This window comes from Pseudomonas sp. GW821-FHT03C07 (assembly GCF_059420925.1).
This window is the reverse complement of sequence record NZ_JBWKUQ010000035.1, coordinates 18,005-34,170: the sequence shown is the minus strand read 5'-3', so window position 1 is coordinate 34,170 and position 16,166 is coordinate 18,005. Positions and strand designations below refer to the sequence as shown.

General features: G+C 62.3%; 18 protein-coding genes. 11 read left to right on the top strand and 7 right to left on the bottom strand.

The annotated features are described in order from the left end of the window. From AC07VG_RS33200 to rpiB, 3 genes are all read right to left on the bottom strand, one after another. The coding region (locus AC07VG_RS33200) for a thiamine pyrophosphate-binding protein (protein WP_495022545.1) at positions 1–104 on the bottom strand (104 nt) is incomplete at its 3' end. A gap of 14 nt (positions 105–118) precedes the next feature. Continuing rightward, positions 119–1,090, bottom strand: coding sequence for a transaldolase (gene tal / locus AC07VG_RS33195; RefSeq protein ID WP_495022544.1), 972 nt, complete (start codon positions 1,088–1,090; stop codon positions 119–121). A 78-nt stretch (positions 1,091–1,168) separates the two neighbouring features. Beyond that, positions 1,169–1,648 carry a ribose 5-phosphate isomerase B gene (gene rpiB / locus AC07VG_RS33190; protein ID WP_495002860.1) on the bottom strand — a complete coding sequence of 160 codons (480 nt, stop codon included), beginning with the start codon at positions 1,646–1,648 and terminating at the stop codon, positions 1,169–1,171. A gap of 268 nt (positions 1,649–1,916) precedes the next feature. On the opposite strand from rpiB, the gene AC07VG_RS33185 reads away from it, so the two are divergent. The 6 genes from AC07VG_RS33185 to dhaL are packed head-to-tail and all read left to right on the top strand — an operon-like array spanning position 1,917 to position 7,980. Then, on the top strand, positions 1,917–3,404 hold the full coding sequence (locus tag AC07VG_RS33185) for a sugar ABC transporter ATP-binding protein (RefSeq protein ID WP_495002859.1): 1,488 nt from the start codon (positions 1,917–1,919) through the stop codon (positions 3,402–3,404). Further along, the gene (locus AC07VG_RS33180) at positions 3,401–4,396 is read left to right on the top strand and encodes an ABC transporter permease (RefSeq protein ID WP_495022543.1); all 996 of its coding nucleotides are present in this window, start codon (positions 3,401–3,403) and stop codon (positions 4,394–4,396) included. The genes AC07VG_RS33185 and AC07VG_RS33180 overlap by 4 nt, the downstream gene beginning before the upstream one ends. A gap of 45 nt (positions 4,397–4,441) precedes the next feature. Continuing rightward, entirely contained in the window at positions 4,442–5,479 is a 1,038-nt protein-coding gene (locus AC07VG_RS33175) for a substrate-binding domain-containing protein (protein WP_495002857.1), read from the top strand. A 54-nt stretch (positions 5,480–5,533) separates the two neighbouring features. Continuing rightward, positions 5,534–6,292 carry an SDR family oxidoreductase gene (locus AC07VG_RS33170; protein WP_495022542.1) on the top strand — a complete coding sequence of 253 codons (759 nt, stop codon included), beginning with the start codon at positions 5,534–5,536 and terminating at the stop codon, positions 6,290–6,292. A gap of 35 nt (positions 6,293–6,327) precedes the next feature. Continuing rightward, positions 6,328–7,329, top strand: a complete 1,002-nt coding sequence (locus AC07VG_RS33165) for a dihydroxyacetone kinase subunit DhaK (protein ID WP_495022541.1) — start codon at positions 6,328–6,330, stop codon at positions 7,327–7,329. A gap of 3 nt (positions 7,330–7,332) precedes the next feature. After that, positions 7,333–7,980, top strand: coding sequence for a dihydroxyacetone kinase subunit DhaL (gene dhaL, locus AC07VG_RS33160; RefSeq protein WP_495022540.1), 648 nt, complete (start codon positions 7,333–7,335; stop codon positions 7,978–7,980). Positions 7,981–8,040: 60 nt separating this feature from the next. Here dhaL and AC07VG_RS33155 read toward each other — a convergent pair whose 3' ends face one another. The 3 genes from AC07VG_RS33155 to AC07VG_RS33145 all read right to left on the bottom strand — a co-directional run bounded on the left by AC07VG_RS33155 (position 8,041) and on the right by AC07VG_RS33145 (position 11,552). Beyond that, a complete protein-coding gene (locus AC07VG_RS33155; protein WP_495002853.1) occupies positions 8,041–9,021 on the bottom strand; it encodes a sugar-binding transcriptional regulator in 981 nt (326 codons plus the stop codon). A gap of 67 nt (positions 9,022–9,088) precedes the next feature. Continuing rightward, positions 9,089–10,390: a dicarboxylate/amino acid:cation symporter gene (locus tag AC07VG_RS33150; RefSeq protein WP_495002852.1), complete on the bottom strand. Its 1,302-nt coding sequence runs from the start codon at positions 10,388–10,390 to the stop codon at positions 9,089–9,091. 106 nt (positions 10,391–10,496) lie between these two features. Next, positions 10,497–11,552 carry a tartrate dehydrogenase gene (locus tag AC07VG_RS33145; RefSeq protein WP_495002851.1) on the bottom strand — a complete coding sequence of 352 codons (1,056 nt, stop codon included), beginning with the start codon at positions 11,550–11,552 and terminating at the stop codon, positions 10,497–10,499. A gap of 137 nt (positions 11,553–11,689) precedes the next feature. On the opposite strand from AC07VG_RS33145, the gene AC07VG_RS33140 reads away from it, so the two are divergent. Beyond that, the gene (locus tag AC07VG_RS33140) at positions 11,690–12,598 is read left to right on the top strand and encodes a LysR family transcriptional regulator (RefSeq protein WP_495002850.1); all 909 of its coding nucleotides are present in this window, start codon (positions 11,690–11,692) and stop codon (positions 12,596–12,598) included. A 3-nt stretch (positions 12,599–12,601) separates the two neighbouring features. Here AC07VG_RS33140 and AC07VG_RS33135 read toward each other — a convergent pair whose 3' ends face one another. Further along, entirely contained in the window at positions 12,602–12,820 is a 219-nt protein-coding gene (locus AC07VG_RS33135) for a DUF3079 domain-containing protein (RefSeq protein ID WP_495002849.1), read from the bottom strand. 185 nt (positions 12,821–13,005) lie between these two features. Between AC07VG_RS33135 and AC07VG_RS33130 the strand changes: the two genes are divergently transcribed. Genes AC07VG_RS33130 through AC07VG_RS33115 form a run of 4 tightly spaced genes read left to right on the top strand, consistent with a single transcriptional unit; the run spans position 13,006 to position 16,158 of the window. After that, a complete protein-coding gene (locus tag AC07VG_RS33130; RefSeq protein WP_495002848.1) occupies positions 13,006–13,536 on the top strand; it encodes an iron transporter in 531 nt (176 codons plus the stop codon). After that, positions 13,537–13,914 (top strand): cupredoxin domain-containing protein, encoded by a 378-nt coding sequence (locus AC07VG_RS33125; RefSeq protein WP_495002847.1) that lies wholly within the window; start codon positions 13,537–13,539, stop codon positions 13,912–13,914. 22 nt (positions 13,915–13,936) lie between these two features. Next, a complete protein-coding gene (locus tag AC07VG_RS33120; protein ID WP_495022539.1) occupies positions 13,937–14,791 on the top strand; it encodes an FTR1 family iron permease in 855 nt (284 codons plus the stop codon). Beyond that, positions 14,779–16,158: a 4Fe-4S binding protein gene (locus AC07VG_RS33115; RefSeq protein WP_495022538.1), complete on the top strand. Its 1,380-nt coding sequence runs from the start codon at positions 14,779–14,781 to the stop codon at positions 16,156–16,158. The genes AC07VG_RS33120 and AC07VG_RS33115 overlap by 13 nt, the downstream gene beginning before the upstream one ends. Positions 16,159–16,166 lie beyond the last annotated feature (8 nt).

Genomic DNA, 16,166 nt, shown 5'->3' with positions numbered 1-16,166 from the left:
ATACCCATGGGGGCACCGGGATGGCCGCTGTTGGCTTTTTGCACGGCATCCATGCTGAGGGCACGAATAGCGTTGGCGCGGATACGCCGGCTGGTTTTCAACATCGATTCAGGCTGGTTCAAGCAACACCTCCGGCAAATTTTTCGCGCAGCAACGCTTCAAGCTTCAACTGATCGGCTTCAAAACCGCGGATGCCTTCGGCCAACTTCTCGGTGGCCATGGCATCCTCGTTCATCTGCCAACGGAATTCGGCTTCGCTCAATGGCCTGGGCAAGAAGCCCCCCGGCTCGCCACCATCGATCCGCACAGGCAGCAGCAGACCCTCGCTGCCCTCAAGCGCTTCCAGCAACGCCGGGCTGATGGTCAACCGATCACAGCCGGCCAGTGCCTTGATCTCACCGACATTGCGAAAGCTCGCGCCCATGACCACGGTCGAATAACGGTGCTGGCGGAAGTACTGCAGAATGCGTTGCACCGAGCGCACGCCCGGTTCTTCGTCGGGCGCGTAAAGCGTCCCGGGGTTGGCCTTGCCGTACCAATCGAGAATGCGCCCGACGAACGGCGAAATCAGATAGGCGCCAGCTTCGGCACAGGCCCGCGCCTGGACGAAGTTGAAGATCAGCGTCAGGTTGCACTGGATCCCCTGCCCCTCCAGTACTTCGGCGGCGCGCACGCCCTCCCAGGTCGCGGCCAGCTTGATCAGGATCCGCTCACGCGCGATACCGGACTGTTCGTACAACGCCACCAGGCGGCACGCCTTGGCAATACTCGCCGCGCTGTCGAAGGACAGCCGGGCGCTCACTTCGGTCGAAACCCGTCCCGGCACGAGGGCAAGAATCTGTTTGCCCATGGCCACCACCAGCCGGTCGCAGGCCTCATCGATGGCCGCATCGCCGCCAATCCCCAGGCCACGCACCTCACTGAGGATTTCGCCGACCAGGCGGTCGTACTGACCGGACTGCACCGCCTTGAAAATCAGTGAAGGGTTGGTGGTTGCATCCTGGGGGGCGAAGCGGCGAATCGCATCGAGATCGCCGGTATCGGCCACCACGACGCTGTGTTGTCGCAATTGTTCAAGCAGGTTGGACATTTCTTGGGCTCTTGTTGATTTTGTTCAGTCCCTGGCACTGACCCTGACCAGACGTCATCAGGCACGACGGTCCTTGACCTAGGTGCCCGACAGCCCCCGGTTCGCCGTTTCGACGGCCGTGATCCGCTCGACTTTCGGCCCGGAACGCTCCGCTTCGAATTCGGACTCGAGGAAGATTTTGACGATGCTCTTGGCCAGTTCAGGACCGATCACCCGCGCACCGATGGAAAGGATCTGCGCATCGTTGCTTTTGCGCGCGCGCTCGGCGGAATAGGTGTCGTGGGCCTGCGCGGCACGCACACCCTTGATCTTGTTCGCGGAAATGGCCATGCCGATGCCGGTTCCGCAAATCAGTACCCCCAGGCGGTGTTCGCCGGCACTGACCGCCGTCGCCAGCGCGGCCGCGATATCCGGGTAAAGCACCGGACTCGTGGAGTAGCAGCCAAAGTCCCGGAGCCTGTAGCCCAAGGCCTCGAGGTAAGGCTTGAGCAGCTCCTTGAGTTCGTAGCCGGCCTCGTCGCTGCCGATGGCCACCGAAAACAGTGTGTTTGCATCCATAAGTTTTCCTCCGTTGCCCTACTGATGCGCAGACAACGATCAAATGATCACGCAATGAAATTTTGCACAAGCATTACCCAACCACAAACAGCCCTCTGTCAAGCGATTTATTCGAACAAATCCGCAAAAACCAGCTCGATACCGGTTAAAACGTCAAAAAATAGAAGACGACGTTGACAGGATACGGAAAATTGCTTTAAACATATGATCACTCACCGAGCATTTGATCGGGGAGACCTAACAATAAAATCAGCAAGAGGATTTCCCGATGGCGATGCCATTACTGCTCCAGGCTGAAAATGTCGCCAAGGCCTATGCAGGGATCCCCGCCCTGCGTGACGGGCGCCTCTCTTTACGAGCCGGCAGCGTGCACGCCTTGTGCGGCGGCAACGGTGCAGGCAAATCGACTTTTCTCAGCATCCTCATGGGTATCACCCAACGCGACGCGGGCAGCATCCTGCTCAATGGCCAGCCGGTGCAGTTCGATCGTCCGAGCGCGGCCTTGGCCGCCGGGGTGGCGATGATCACCCAGGAGCTGGAGCCCATCCCCTACATGACCGTCGCCGAAAACATCTGGCTGGGCCGTGAACCGCGCCGCGCCGGTTGCATCGTCGACAGCAAGGAGCTGAACCGGCGCACCCGGGAACTGTTGCAAAGCCTGGAGTTCGAGGTCGACGCCAGCAGCCCGATGCATCGCCTGAGCGTGGCGCAGATCCAACTGGTGGAAATCGCCAAGGCCTTCAGCCACGACTGCCAGGTGATGATCATGGACGAGCCGACCTCGGCCATCGGTGAGCGCGAGGCTGAAACCCTGTTCAAGGCCATCCGTCGCCTGACCGCGCGTGGCGCCGGGATCATCTATGTATCCCACCGCCTCAGCGAACTGGCACAGATCGCCGACGACTACAGCATCTTCCGCGACGGCGCCTTCGTCGAAAGCGGGCGCATGGCCGATATCGACCGCGCCCACCTGGTCCGTGGCATCGTCGGCCAGGAGTTGCAACGCATCGATCACAAGGTCGGGCGCGAATGCGCCGCGCAAAACTGCCTGACCGTCGAAGGGCTGAGCCGCGACGGCGAGTTCCAGGACATCAGCCTGCAACTGCGCCAGGGTGAGATCCTCGGCATCTACGGCCTGATGGGCTCGGGCCGCAGCGAATTCCTCAATTGCCTCTACGGCCTCACCGCCCCCGATTCGGGCAGCGCCACGCTCCAGGGCCAGCCCCTGCCGATCGGCGTGCCGGCGGCGACCATTCGCGCCGGCATGTCCCTGGTGACCGAAGATCGCAAGGACAGCGGCCTGGTCCTCAGCGGCAGCATCCTGGCCAATATCGCCCTCTCCGCCTACAAGCAGCTGTCGAGCTGGTCGGTGATCAATACGCGCAAGGAAAACGAACTGGCCCAGCGCATGGTCAAGCGCCTGCAGATCAAGATTTCCTCCCTCGACCTGCCGGTGGAATCCATGAGCGGCGGCAACCAGCAGAAGGTCGTGCTCGCCAAGTGCCTGTCGACCCAGCCGATCTGCCTGCTCTGCGACGAACCGACCCGCGGCATCGATGAAGGCGCCAAGCAGGAAATCTATCACCTGCTGGATGAGTTCGTGCGCGCTGGCGGGGCGGCCATCGTGGTCTCGTCCGAAGCCCCGGAACTGCTCCATCTGAGTGATCGCATTGCCGTCTTCAAAGGTGGCCGACTGGTCACCGTCAGCTGCGATACCGCCCTTTCCCAGGAAGCCTTGTTGAGTCTCGCCTCATGAACGCCAAAACCCTTGCCCCACCTGTTCCTGCCCCTGTATCCACAACAGCCCGTCCAGGTGCTCGCCTGCGCCTGGCCCTGGACCGATTCGGCCTGCCGCTGGTGTTCATCATGCTGTGCATCGCCATGGCCTTCGCCAGCGAGTACTTCATGACCTGGCGCAACTGGATGGACATCCTGCGCCAGACCTCGATCAACGGCATTCTCGCCGTGGGCATGACCTATGTGATCCTGACCAAGGGCATCGACCTGTCGGTCGGCTCGATTCTCGCGTTTGCCGGTTTGTCCAGCGCCCTGGTCGCCACCCAGGGCCATGGCCTGCTGGTGGCGGTCAGCGCCGGCATGTTCGCTGGCGCCATGCTCGGCGTGGTCAACGGCTTCATGGTCGCCAACCTGTCAATCCCACCCTTTGTCGCCACCCTCGGCATGCTCAGCGTGGCCCGCGGCATGACCTTTATTCTCAATGACGGCAGCCCGGTCACCGACCTGCCCGACAGCTACCTGGCCCTGGGCATCGGCACGTTCGGCCCGATCGGTATTCCCATCATCATCTTTGCAGTAGTCGCGCTGATTTTTTGGATGGTGCTGCGCTACACCACCTATGGCCGCTACATCTATGCCGTGGGCGGCAACGAAAAAAGCGCGCGGACCTCCGGGATCGGCGTGCGCAAGGTGATGTTCTCGGTCTATGTGGTCTCGGGGCTGCTGGCCGGCCTCGCCGGGGTCGTCCTCTCGGCCCGGACCACCTCCGCCCTGCCCCAGGCCGGGACCTCCTATGAACTGGACGCCATCGCCGCCGTGGTAATTGGCGGTACCAGTCTCTCCGGCGGTACCGGCAGCGTGGTCGGCACCCTGTTCGGCGCCCTGTTGATCGGTGTGATCAACAACGGCCTGAACCTGCTCGGCGTGTCCTCGTATTACCAACAAGTCGCCAAGGGTTTGATCATCGTGTTCGCGGTGCTCATCGATGTCTGGCGCAAGAAAAAACGTTAAGCCGTTTCACTGAACCAACCGACTACAACAATAAAGGAGTTCCCCATGAAACTTTGCAGCGTAAAACTTTCCACCCAAAAACTCGGCAAATCCCTCACCGCGCTGGCGGCACTCTCCCTGCTCACCAGCAGTATTGCGCTGGCTCAGGAAAAGACCTACAAGATTGGTGCGGCGGTGTACGGGCTCAAGGGCCAGTACATGCAAAACTGGGTGCGCGAGTTGAAGGAGCACCCGGCGGTCAAGGACGGCACCGTGCAGCTCACCGTGTTCGACGGCAACTATGACGCCCTGACCCAGAACAACCAGATCGAAACCATGGTCACCCAGCATTACGACGCGATCATTTTCGTTCCGATCGACACCAAGGCCGGGGTCGGTGCCGTGGCACGCGCCCAGGAAAGCAACGTACTGGTGATCGCGTCCAACACCAAGGTCGCCAGCGCCAACGTGCCATTTATCGGCAACGACGATATCGAAGGCGGTCGCCTCCAGGCCCAGGCCATGGTCGACAAGCTGCAGGGTAAGGGCACCGTGGCGATCATCCAGGGCCCGATCGGTCAGTCGGCACAGATCGATCGGCAAAAAGGCGAGATCGAAGTCCTGCTGAAGAACCCGCAGATCAAGGTCATTGAAATGAAGACCGCCAACTGGTCGCGCGCCGAAGCCCTGACCCTGACCGAAGACTGGCTCAATGCCCACCCCAAGGGCGGCATCTCCGGCATCATTGCGCAGAACGACGACATGGCCCTGGGCGCCCTGCAAGCGGTGAAATCCCGCGGCCTGTCGCCAGACGACTTGCCGATCACCGCTATCGACGGCATGCCCGATGCCATCCAGGCGGCCAAGAAAGGCGAAGTCACCACCTTTCTGCAAGACGCCCAGGCGCAATCCCAGGGCGCCCTCGATATGGCCCTGCACACCCTGGCGGGCAAAGACTACAAACCGCAATCGCTGATCTGGGAGCGTTATGCCAAGGACGTGAAGTGGGCTGATGGCAGCGCCAAGACCTACATCCTGCCGTGGGTACCGGTCACCAGCAACAACGCCGATGCCCTGTACGCCCAGGTCACCGGCACCAAGTAAGCGTCTGCCCAACCGAGAACCCGGGCCGGATCCGGCCCGCATGGAGTGTATGCAATGTCCAATTTCTGGAACCAGGCGTTCGACCTCAACGGCCGCTGCGCCGTGATCACCGGCGGTGCCGCCGGTATCGGCCTGGCCTGCGCGCAACTGCTGGTGGAGCGCGGCGCCAGGGTCGCCCTGCTGGACCGTGATCCGGCCGTGGTCGAGGTGGCCGCCAGCCTCGGCGCCGGGCATATCGGCCTGGCCGTCGACCTGCGTCAACTGGAGCAGGTGCAAAGCGCCGTCGACCAGGCCGCCGCCGAACTCGGCCGGCTGGATTACCTGGTCAACAGCGCCGGGGTCGCCTTGCTCGACAAGGCCCTGGACGTCAATGAAAGTGCCTGGGACACCACCCTGGACATCAACCTCAAGGCCAGTTTCTTCGTGGCCCAGGCCTGTGCCCGTCACATGATCGAGCAAGGCCACGGGCGCATCGTCAACCTCGCCTCCCAGGCTGCCGTGATTGGCCTGGATCGACATGTGGCTTACTGTGCAAGCAAGGCCGCGGTGGTCGGCATGACCAAGGTTCTGGCCATGGAGTGGGCGCCCCATGGCCTCAACGTCAACGCAGTGTCACCGACCATCGTCGAAACGGCGCTGGGCAAGAAGGCCTGGGCCGGTGAACTTGGCGAGCGGGCCAAACTGCAGATCCCGGTCGGACGCTTTGCCCAGCCGGAGGAGATCGCCGGGCTGGTGCTTTACCTGCTCAGCGATGCGGCCAAGATGATCACCGGCGAAAACGTCGTGATCGACGGCGGCTACAGCATCCAGTAATCGGCTCAGGCCTTACAAGAACAAGGAAACACTTTATGAATCGAGTCATCAACGATCCGGACCAGGTGGTCGAGGACATGCTCAACGGCATCCTCGTGGCGCATCCGGAACTGGCCCAGTACGAAGCCAATCCACGGGTTATCCGCAAAAGCAAACCCTCACCGGCCGGCCAAGTAGGGATCGTCACCGGCGGTGGCTCCGGCCATGAACCGGCCTTCCTGGGTTATGTCGGTCCCGGCCTGGTGGATGCCGTGGCCGTCGGCGAAATTTTCTCCTCGCCCACCGCCAAGAGCTTCTTCGACGCCTTCCGCGCCGCCGACCAGGGCGCCGGCGTCGCCTGCCTGTACGGCAACTACGCCGGCGACAATATGAACGTCAAGCTGGCGATGAAAATGGCCGCCAGCAAAGAGATGAACATCCGCACCGTCGTCGCCAACGACGACGTGGCCTCCGCCCCGCCGGCCGATATCGCCAAGCGCCGCGGCGTAGCCGGGGAAATTTTCATGTGGAAAGTCGGTGGCGCGGCCGCCGCCCAGGGCTACAACCTGGACGGCGTGATTCGCGTGGCGCAGAAGGCCGTCGACCATTGCCGCTCGATTGGCGTCGGCCTGACCCCGTGCATCATCCCGGCGGTGGGCAAACCCAATTTCCAGATCGCCAACGGCATGATGGAGTTGGGTATCGGCCATCACGGCGAACCGGGGATCGAAGTCATCCCTGTGACGTCCGCGGCGGCCATGGCCGAGCGCATGCTCGCGCCGATTCTCGCCGACCGCGATTTCAGCCAGGATGAAAGCGTCGTGGTGCTGGTCTCCGGCCTCGGCGCCACCCCGGTGATGGAACTGTACATTTTCTACGCCGAAGTCGAACGCCTGCTCAAGGCCCGGGGCCTGCGGGTTCACCGCTGTTATGTGGGCAATTACTTCACGTCACTGGAAATGATGGGCGTCACCTTGACCCTGCTCGGCCTTGACGCCGAACTGACCACCTTGATCGATCAACCGTGCCGCTCCATCGGCATGTCCCAGTCGGAGTAAACCATGGGCCAGCATTTCTCGAGTAGCAACGGTAGCGCCATCGTGACCAGCCTGGTCGCGGTGATCGTGGCCAACCGCGAATACCTCAGCGAAGTCGACGGCGCCATCGGCGACGGCGACCACGGCATCAACATGGCCAAGGGTTTCGCCCGCTGCGGCAAGAGCCTTGAAGGTCGCCAGCTGTCCCTGGCCGAAGCGCTGGACGAGTTGACCCTGGCCCTCATGGAAGGTATCGGCGGCTCGATGGGGCCGCTCTACGGCAGCCTGTTCATCGGCATGGCCGACGAAGTACGCGGCCGTGACGTGATCGATGCGGCGAGTTTCGCCCGGCTGCTGCGCGGCGGCCTTACTTCGCTGCAGGACATCACCGATGCGGGGGTCGGCGACAAGTGCCTGATGGACACCCTGATCCCGTCCGTGGAAGCCTTCGAACAGGCCGTGGCCGCCGGTGTCTCTTTCAGTGAGGCCTTGGCCCGGATGAAAATCGCCGCCACCCTGGGCCGCGACTCGACCCGCGACCTGGTGGCGAAAATCGGTCGCGCCAGCCGCCTGGGCGAGCGCTCTCTGGGGGTGCTGGACGCCGGTGCGGTGTCCTGCTGCCTGATCCTCACCGATCTCGCCGAATCGGCGCAAGCGCAACTGCGCGATTGACCTGGCACCTCCCCGACCGGGCACTCGTCGAGTGCCGGCGGATCGCGGGAGGTCTCACCCCTACGGCTTGCGAGTCGCATCATCCAGCGCAAGGATGGTGTAGGCATTCGATACCGTGGTCGCCAGGGTATTGATCACCCCGGAGCGCAATGCCCCCAAGGTCGCCGCGGCCTTGGTGTTCTCGCTGGCAATCGCCACCACATCGGGAATCCGCCCCAACTCCTGCACGGTCAGGCCGATCACCCGTCCCTGCATGGTATTGACGGCCGGCTGGCCATGGATGTCGATAAAGTCGTAGCCCATCATGTCGCCCACCGTCCCGGAGAGGCGCGCCTGGGCAATCTCCTGGGGTGAGAACCAGCCCATGCGGACCATATTGCTGTTTTCGCTCATATCGCCGATACCGATCAGCGCGATGTCGGCGCGACGGGCCCGGTCGAGGGTCGAGCGGACGGTGTCGTTATTGATCAGGATGCTGCGCAGCTCCGGATTCGCCACCAGGGCCGGAGCATAGAGCGTTTCGCTTTCCGCGCCGAAGCGCAAGGCCAGGCGCCGGCAGATATGGTCGGGATTCATGTACTCGCCGGCCTTGAGCGAACCGCCGATGGCGCAGACAAAGGTACAGTTGCGGGTCACCGGCAAGAACACGTTTTCTGCTACGGCGCCGACATTGCGGCCCATGCCGACGGCGACGATCACACCGTCGCTCAAGGTCTTGTTCAGGTAGTGGGCGACCAGGCTGGCGACTGCCGAACGCTGGGTATCCGGATCACCGTGATCGACCGCGATCAAGGCCCGGTCCAGCTTGAAACGCTCGACCAGCGCCTGCTCCAGCTCACTGTTCATCGCCGGATGTTGCAGCACCCGCACTTCAACGATCCCTTCGTCGCGCGCTCGCTTGAGCAGCCGGCTGACTTTGGCCCGGGACAGCTCAAAGCGCTTGGCAATGGCCTCCTGGGTGATGTTCTCAAGGTAATAAAGCATGGCGACGTCGGTCATCAGATCGATGTCACTGGCGCCGCGCTGTGCACTGTCACTCATGAGAGCTTCCATTTTCGCGTCAAAAACCCATTGTCCCTATTTGCCATGGGTTAAGTCCAGTGGTGGGTCATCCCCCTGGTACGACTTGAACGGGTTGCCTGGCGGGTTGCTCCTCCACGACCTCGCCATTCAGCGCCTTGTGCATCTTCACCGTGTCCAACGCCCCGACCCATTTGGCGATGGCCAGGGTGCCGACACCGTTGCCTATGGTGTTGGTGATCGCCCGCGCTTCCGACATGAACCGGTCGACGCCCAGCAACAGCACCATGCCCGCGACCGGAATGGTGCCCAGGGAAGACAGCGTGGCGGCCAGAATGATGAACCCCGAACCGGTCACCCCCGCGGAGCCCTTGGAGGTGAACATCAGCACCGCCAGCACGATCAATTGATCCGTCAGGGTCAGCGGGGTATTCGTCGCCTGGGCGATGAAGATGGCGGCAATGCTGTAGTAGATCGCCTGACCATCCGGATTGAAGGTCAAGCCTGAGGGAATGATCATCCCGGCGACCGGTTTGGAGACACCGGCCTTTTCCATCTTGGCAATCATCTGCGGCAGCACCGATTCCGACGAACTGGTGCCAAGCACGGTGAACAGTTCTTCCTTGATGAACTTCAGAAACTTCCACAGGCTGAAACCGCTGTAGCGGCAGATCGGGCCCAGGACGAATATCACGAACACAGCACAGGTAAGGTAGACACAGGCCATCAGCTTGCCCAGCGAGAACAGCGAGCCAAATCCATATTTACCAATGGTGAAGGCAATGGCGCCGAAGGCCCCGATGGGCGCCAGGCGCATGACCATGTTGACGATACGGAACATGCCCTGCATCAGGCTCTCCAGCGTATCGACGAAGACCTTGGCACGAGGCCCCACATTGGCCAGGGCAATACCGAGCAATATGGAAAACAGCAGGATCTGCAGTACGTTGCCCTTGGCAAACGCATCGACGATGGTGTCGGGGATGATATTCATGACGAAGTCCATGAACGAGTCGTGTTTCACCGCAGAGGTGTAGGTGGCCAGGCTGGAGGTATCCAGGCTGGCGACATTGATGTTCATGCCGGCACCGGGCTTGAACAGATCGACCACCACCAGACCGATGACCAACGCCAGCGTCGACACGACTTCGAAGTAGAGCAACGCCCGGAAGCCGACCCGGCCCAGCTCCTTCATGCTTTCCATACGGGCAATCCCCGTGACCACGGTCAGGAAGATCACCGGTGCGAGCAGCATCTTGATCAGTTTGATGAACGCGTCGCCCAGGGGCTTGAGCGCGGCAGCGGTTTCAGGAACGAGCACCCCGACGATGGCGCCGAGGATGACCGCGATAAGGACTTGTACGTAGAGTTTGCCAAATATTCTTTTCATGACAGGGCCCTGATTTTTTATTGTTGTCAGGAAATACCAAGGGGTCGGATCGCTGATCCTCCCCTTGGCGTTGCGCCGCAGTACACCTTTGCATCGATGGAAAATATCAGCGCTTGATCAGTTCGATCAGTGCATTGGTGACCTGACGGGTAGTGGCTTTCCCGCCAAGGTCCGGTGTATGCAGACCGCTTTGCGTCACTGCTTCGATGGCCGACATCAGCTGTTTCGCCGCGGCTGGTTCGCCGAGATGTTCAAGCATCATGGCGGCCGTCCAGAACGTCGCGATGGGGTTGGCAACGCCTTTGCCGGTAATGTCGAAGGCCGAGCCGTGGATCGGTTCGAACATCGAGGGGAATCGGCGTGAAGGGTTGAGGTTGGCCGTCGGCGCGATGCCCAGGCTGCCGGACAGGGCGGCGGCCAGGTCGGAGAGGATGTCGGCGTGCAGGTTGGTGGCGACAATAACGTCCAGCGTTGCCGGCTTGAGCACCATGCGCGTGGTCACGGCGTCGACCAGCTCCTTGTCGATCCTGACATCCGGAAAGTCCTTGGCGACTTCGTAGAAGATCTCGTCCCACAACACCATGCCGTGACGTTGGGCATTGGACTTGGTGACCATGGTCAGGTGCTTGCGCGGACGGCTGCGCGCCAGTTCGAAGGCGAAGCGATGAATGCGCTCGACCCCAACCCGGGTGAACACCGACACTTCGGTGGCGACTTCTTCAGGCAGGCCGCGGTGAACGCGACCGCCGTTGCCGGAGTACTCACCTTCGGAGTTTTCCCGCACCACCACCCAGTCGATCTGCTCACCATTGAGCAGCGGGCTTTTCACCCCGGGCAGAACCCGAGCCGGACGCACATTGGCGTACTGGTCGAAGCCTTGGCAGATCGGCAGGCGCAGGCCCCAGAGGGAAATGTGGTCCGGTACGTTGAGCGCGCCAACGGCACCAAAGAAAATGGCGTCGAAGGTTTTCAGTTCCTCCAGGCCACCCTCGGGAATGTAGTAGCCGTTTTTCAGGTAGTTATCGGAGTTCCAGTCAAAGTGTTTGAAATCCAGCGCAAAACCGGATTTTTTCGACAGGACTTGCAACACCTCGACGCCTGCGGCGATGACCTCGACCCCAATCCCATCACCAGGCACCGCGGCAATTCTGTATGCGTTCATCGTCAACTCCACTCTCGTCAGGTTCTTGTTGTTCCCGCTGGCCTGGGCTGTCCAAGCAGGGTGCGAACGGAGTATATGTAGTGAACCTGGAGACGTGAGTGACTCCAAATCACTACATAAATAACTTTGAGTTACGAATGAGTCAGACGCTGGATTTGTCTTTTTTCTACCTGCTGGCCAACAAAGGCAGCCTGGCGGCGACCGCCCGGGAACTGGGTGTCACCCCGCCAGCGGTGAGCAAACGCCTGGCGGCGCTGGAAGCCCGGCTGGGCATACGTCTGGTCAACCGGACCACACGCTCGATGAGCCTGACCTCTGAAGGCGAGCTGTACTTCTCCCATGCCGCGCGCATCCTGACGCAGATCAACGAGCTTGAGCAGTTGCTCAGCAGCAGCCGCGCCACGCCCAAGGGCCTGATTCGCGTCAACGCCTCGCTGGGTTTTGGCCGCCGGCATATCGGCCCGGCCCTCGCTGCATTTTTTGCCCAATACCCCGAGGTCGAGATCCAACTGGAAATCAGCGACCACCCACTGGATCTGGCCACCCACGGCTTCGACCTGGGCATTCGCTTCGGCAGCTTGCCGGACGCCGCCTTCCACGCCCGCAAGATCGCCTCCAATCGCCGCTTGCTCTGCGCCTCGCCGCTCTACCTGGACAAATATGGAACGCCTCGGACCCTGACCGAACTGCAACAGCACAATTGCATTTTCATCCGCCAGAACGAATCACCCTATGGCGTCTGGAGTTTCAACAACGGCGGGCACACGGAAAACATCAAGGTGCACGGGGCCTTGGCTTGCAACGATGGCGAGGTGGCCCTGAACTGGGCGCTGGAGGGCTATGGAATTCTGTTGCGGGCTGAATGGGACATCGCCCGCTATGTACGCAGCGGCCGGCTCCGCCTGGTACTGGAAGACCAAACGCCGACCCGCGCCGACGTCTATGCCGTGTACCCGCAACAGCTGCATTTGTCCGCGCGGGTGCGCAGCCTGATCGACTTTCTGATCGAACGTTTCAAGCATATCGACAATGTCGACGAGCATTAGAACTCACTCGGCAACGTCATTATCCGCAACCTTGTCCGAAGCGATCAGTGGCACGATGCCCCAGTCGCCATGCAGATACCAATCATCGCCGATCATCTCGGCCGGATGCATGGTCCGATCGGAGCCGTTGCCGCAGGCCAGGGCGTTCGCCGGACAATACCGGTCGCAGCCCCAGCAAATACGTTCGGGATGTTTGGGGCTGATGGGAAAGGGCTTGGCCATGTCGTCCCCTGAATGGCGGGTGGGAGTGACTTTCAAGCTACAACTCCAGGGCGAAAAAGCCCTTGATCCTGATCAAGAAGCGCAGGACGCCTGAAGATCGCGCTAAAACTTGACCATAATCATTATTATTCGCAGCACGTCCTCCTAGACTTGGGCCCCTACCCGTCAGTACCCAGGAAGACATCATGCATCGCACCTTCTCACTATCCCTCGCCCTGCTCCTGCTCGCCCCACTGGCCCAGGCCAAGGAGTATCCGATCGGCGCACCGCAGCACTGTCCGGGGCTGGAAGTCGGGGCGGTGTATCTGCAACCGATCGAGATGGCGCCCGCCGGTATGATGCGCGCCACTGCCGATTCCGATATCCACCTGGAAGCCGATATCCGCGCCACCGCGGACAATCGTCAGGGCTTTCAGGAAGGCAGTTTCGTGCCCTACCTGAGCGTGGCCTTCAGCTTGCAGAAACAAGGCGGCCAGCCGCCGCTCAACGGTGATTTCCACGCCATGGTCGCCAACGACGGGCCGCACTATGGCGACAACGTGAAGCTGCAGGGCCCCGGCAAATACCAGCTGACCCTGACCCTGCTGCCACCTTCCGGGCATGCCTCCCTGGGCCGTCACACCGACAAGGAAACCGGGGTCGAACCCTGGTTCGAGCGCTGCGAAGTGCACTACGAGTTCGTCTACGCCGGCATCGGCAAGAAAGGTGGCTACTGAATGCGCTACACCACAGCCGAGTCCACGCGGCCAAGGCGCCGCTCCCAGACTCATCAGTACCTGGCCGGGTTGCTCCTGACCTTGGCGGCCACACCGCTGCTCGCCCGGGCCGAGTTGCCCAGCTATGAAATGAGCCTGCACGACGGCCACTTCAGCCCCGCCGTGCTGGAGGTTGCGGCCGGACAGCGGTTCAAGATCATCCTGAAAAACACCGGCGAGGGACCGGCGGAGTTCGAGAGCACGCCGTTGCGGGTGGAAAAGGTCCTCTCGCCTGGGGTCACCACCTTCGTCGTGATTGCACCGTTGAGACCGGGTCAATACCCGTTCTTCGACGAGTTCAATCCGCAACTGCCCGCGGGCAGCATTCTCGCCAAATAACCCGGTGATCTACGGAGCTTGCATGAATCAATCAATGTTCATCGTCTGGCGTGAAAGCGTCGAGGCGTTGCTGGTGATCGGTATTCTCCAGGCCTGGGCCAGCCAGCAGGTGCAGGGCCGGCGCCTGGGCCGCTACCTGTGGGCCGGCGTAGGCCTCGGGGTGCTGCTCTCGGGCCTGCTGGCGCTGTTGATCCTGTTTGCCGGGGAGGCCATGAGCGGTGCCGCCAACGAGTGGTTCCAGGCCGCGCTGGCGTTGGTGGCCAGTCTGTTGATGGTGCAAATGGTCGGCTGGATGCACCGCCACGGACGCACGCTCAAGAATGATTTGCGCCGCCACGCCGACAGCCATCTGGCCCGCCAAGGTGGCGTCGGGCTGTTGCTGCTGGCGATGCTCGCGGTCAGCCGCGAAGGCAGCGAAACCGTGGTCTTCCTGTATGGCGCCGGGGCCCGCCTGCAAGGTCCGCAGCTCGCTCTGTTCGCCCTCGGCGGGATGGCCGGGCTGGCACTCTCGGGCTTGACCCTGGTGCTGCTCAACAGCAGTCGCCGATTCATTTCCTGGCGGCGTTTCTTCAGCGTCAGTGAAGTCATCCTGCTGCTGCTCGGCTCAGCGTTGCTGGTCAGTGCCAGCGAGCGCATCGGCGGCCAACTGCTCGCCCTGGATCTACCGACGATGGTCTACAGCGGCGTCGGCGAGGCCCTCTGGGACAGCAGCGCGCTGTTGAGCGACAGCCACGGCCTGGGTAGCTTTCTGGCCGGCTTTGCCGGTTATCGCGCCAGCCCCAGTGCCATGACCTTGCTGGTCTGGATCGGTTACTGGCTGATCATCGCCGGCTGGCTACGGCAACGGACTGTGGAAAGCCGCCCATGTCCGACCTGAGCCGCTGCAATCGATGGCTGCAGCACCTGGGTGACGCAATGCGCCGGCATGCTGCGGTCATTCGCGCCACGCAATGGGTCGTCGTGGGGTTCTACGCGGTGCTGCTGGTCCTGCCAGCCATGTTGCCACTACCGGACAGCCAGGCGCGACTGCTGGATAACCTGACCCTGCTCGCACAGTTTCTGTTCTGGGGCATCTGGTGGCCGTTCGTGCTGCTGTCGATGGTGCTGTTCGGCCGGCTCTGGTGCGGTGTGCTGTGCCCGGAAGGCGCGCTGAGCGAATGGGCCAGTCACTATGGCAAAGGCCTGGGCGTGCCGCGCTGGTTGCGTTGGGGCGGCTGGCCGACCCTGGCGTTCTGCCTGACCACCCTCTACGGCCAGTTGATCAGCGTCTATGACTATGCCCAGGCCGCCCTGCTGATCCTCGGCGGCTCGACGCTCGCGGCGGTCGGCGTCGGCCTGCTGTTTGCCAGGGGCAAGCGCGTCTGGTGCCGTTACCTGTGCCCGGTCAGCGGCGTCTTTGCCCTGCTCGCCCGCCTCGCCCCGGTGCACTTCCAGGTGGATGAACAGCGCTGGAAGGCGAACGCCGGGCCGCGCCTGCCGCTGCCCAACTGCGCGCCTTTGCTGGATATCCGCCGCCTGCGGGGGGCCAGTGACTGTCATGCCTGTGGCCGCTGCAGCGGGCAACGCGATGCCGTGCGACTGATCGCCCGCTCGGGCAACCAGGAGATTCTACAAACCACGGCACAGCGACTCTCACCCTGGGACACCCGCCTGCTGCTGTTCGGCGTCATCGGCCTGGCCATGGGCGCCTTCCAGTGGACCGTCAGCCCGTGGTTCGTCAGCCTCAAGCAGCAGCTCGCCAACTGGCTGGTCGGGCACGACCTGCTCTGGCCGTTACAGGACAATGCCCCCTGGTGGCTGCTGACCCACTACCCGCAGCTCAACGACAGCTTCAGTTGGCTCGATGGCTTCAGCATCATCCTGTACCTGGGCGCGAGTGCCCTGGCGCTGGGAGGCGGCCTGCTGCTCCTGTTGCGGCTGGCGGCCCGGATCGCGCAGATTCCGGCCCTGTATCGGCCACTGAGCCTGAGCCTGACGCCACTGGGCGGCGCCGGCCTGTTTCTCGGATTGTCGGCGACCACCGTCAAGCTGCTGCGTTATGAAGGCCTGCTGCTCGGCTGGGTACAACCGGCCAGGGCCGGGCTATTGCTCGGGGCCATCGGCTGGAGTCTGTTGCTGGGCTGGAAGCTGCTGGGCCAGCAGGGCCTGGCCCCGGTTCGCCGTGGCGGCGCTGGCGCGTGCCTGTTACTGGCCAACGGGCTGGTGGGCTATGGCTGGTGGTTGCAATTCTGGGGTTGGGCCTGATGGGCCCA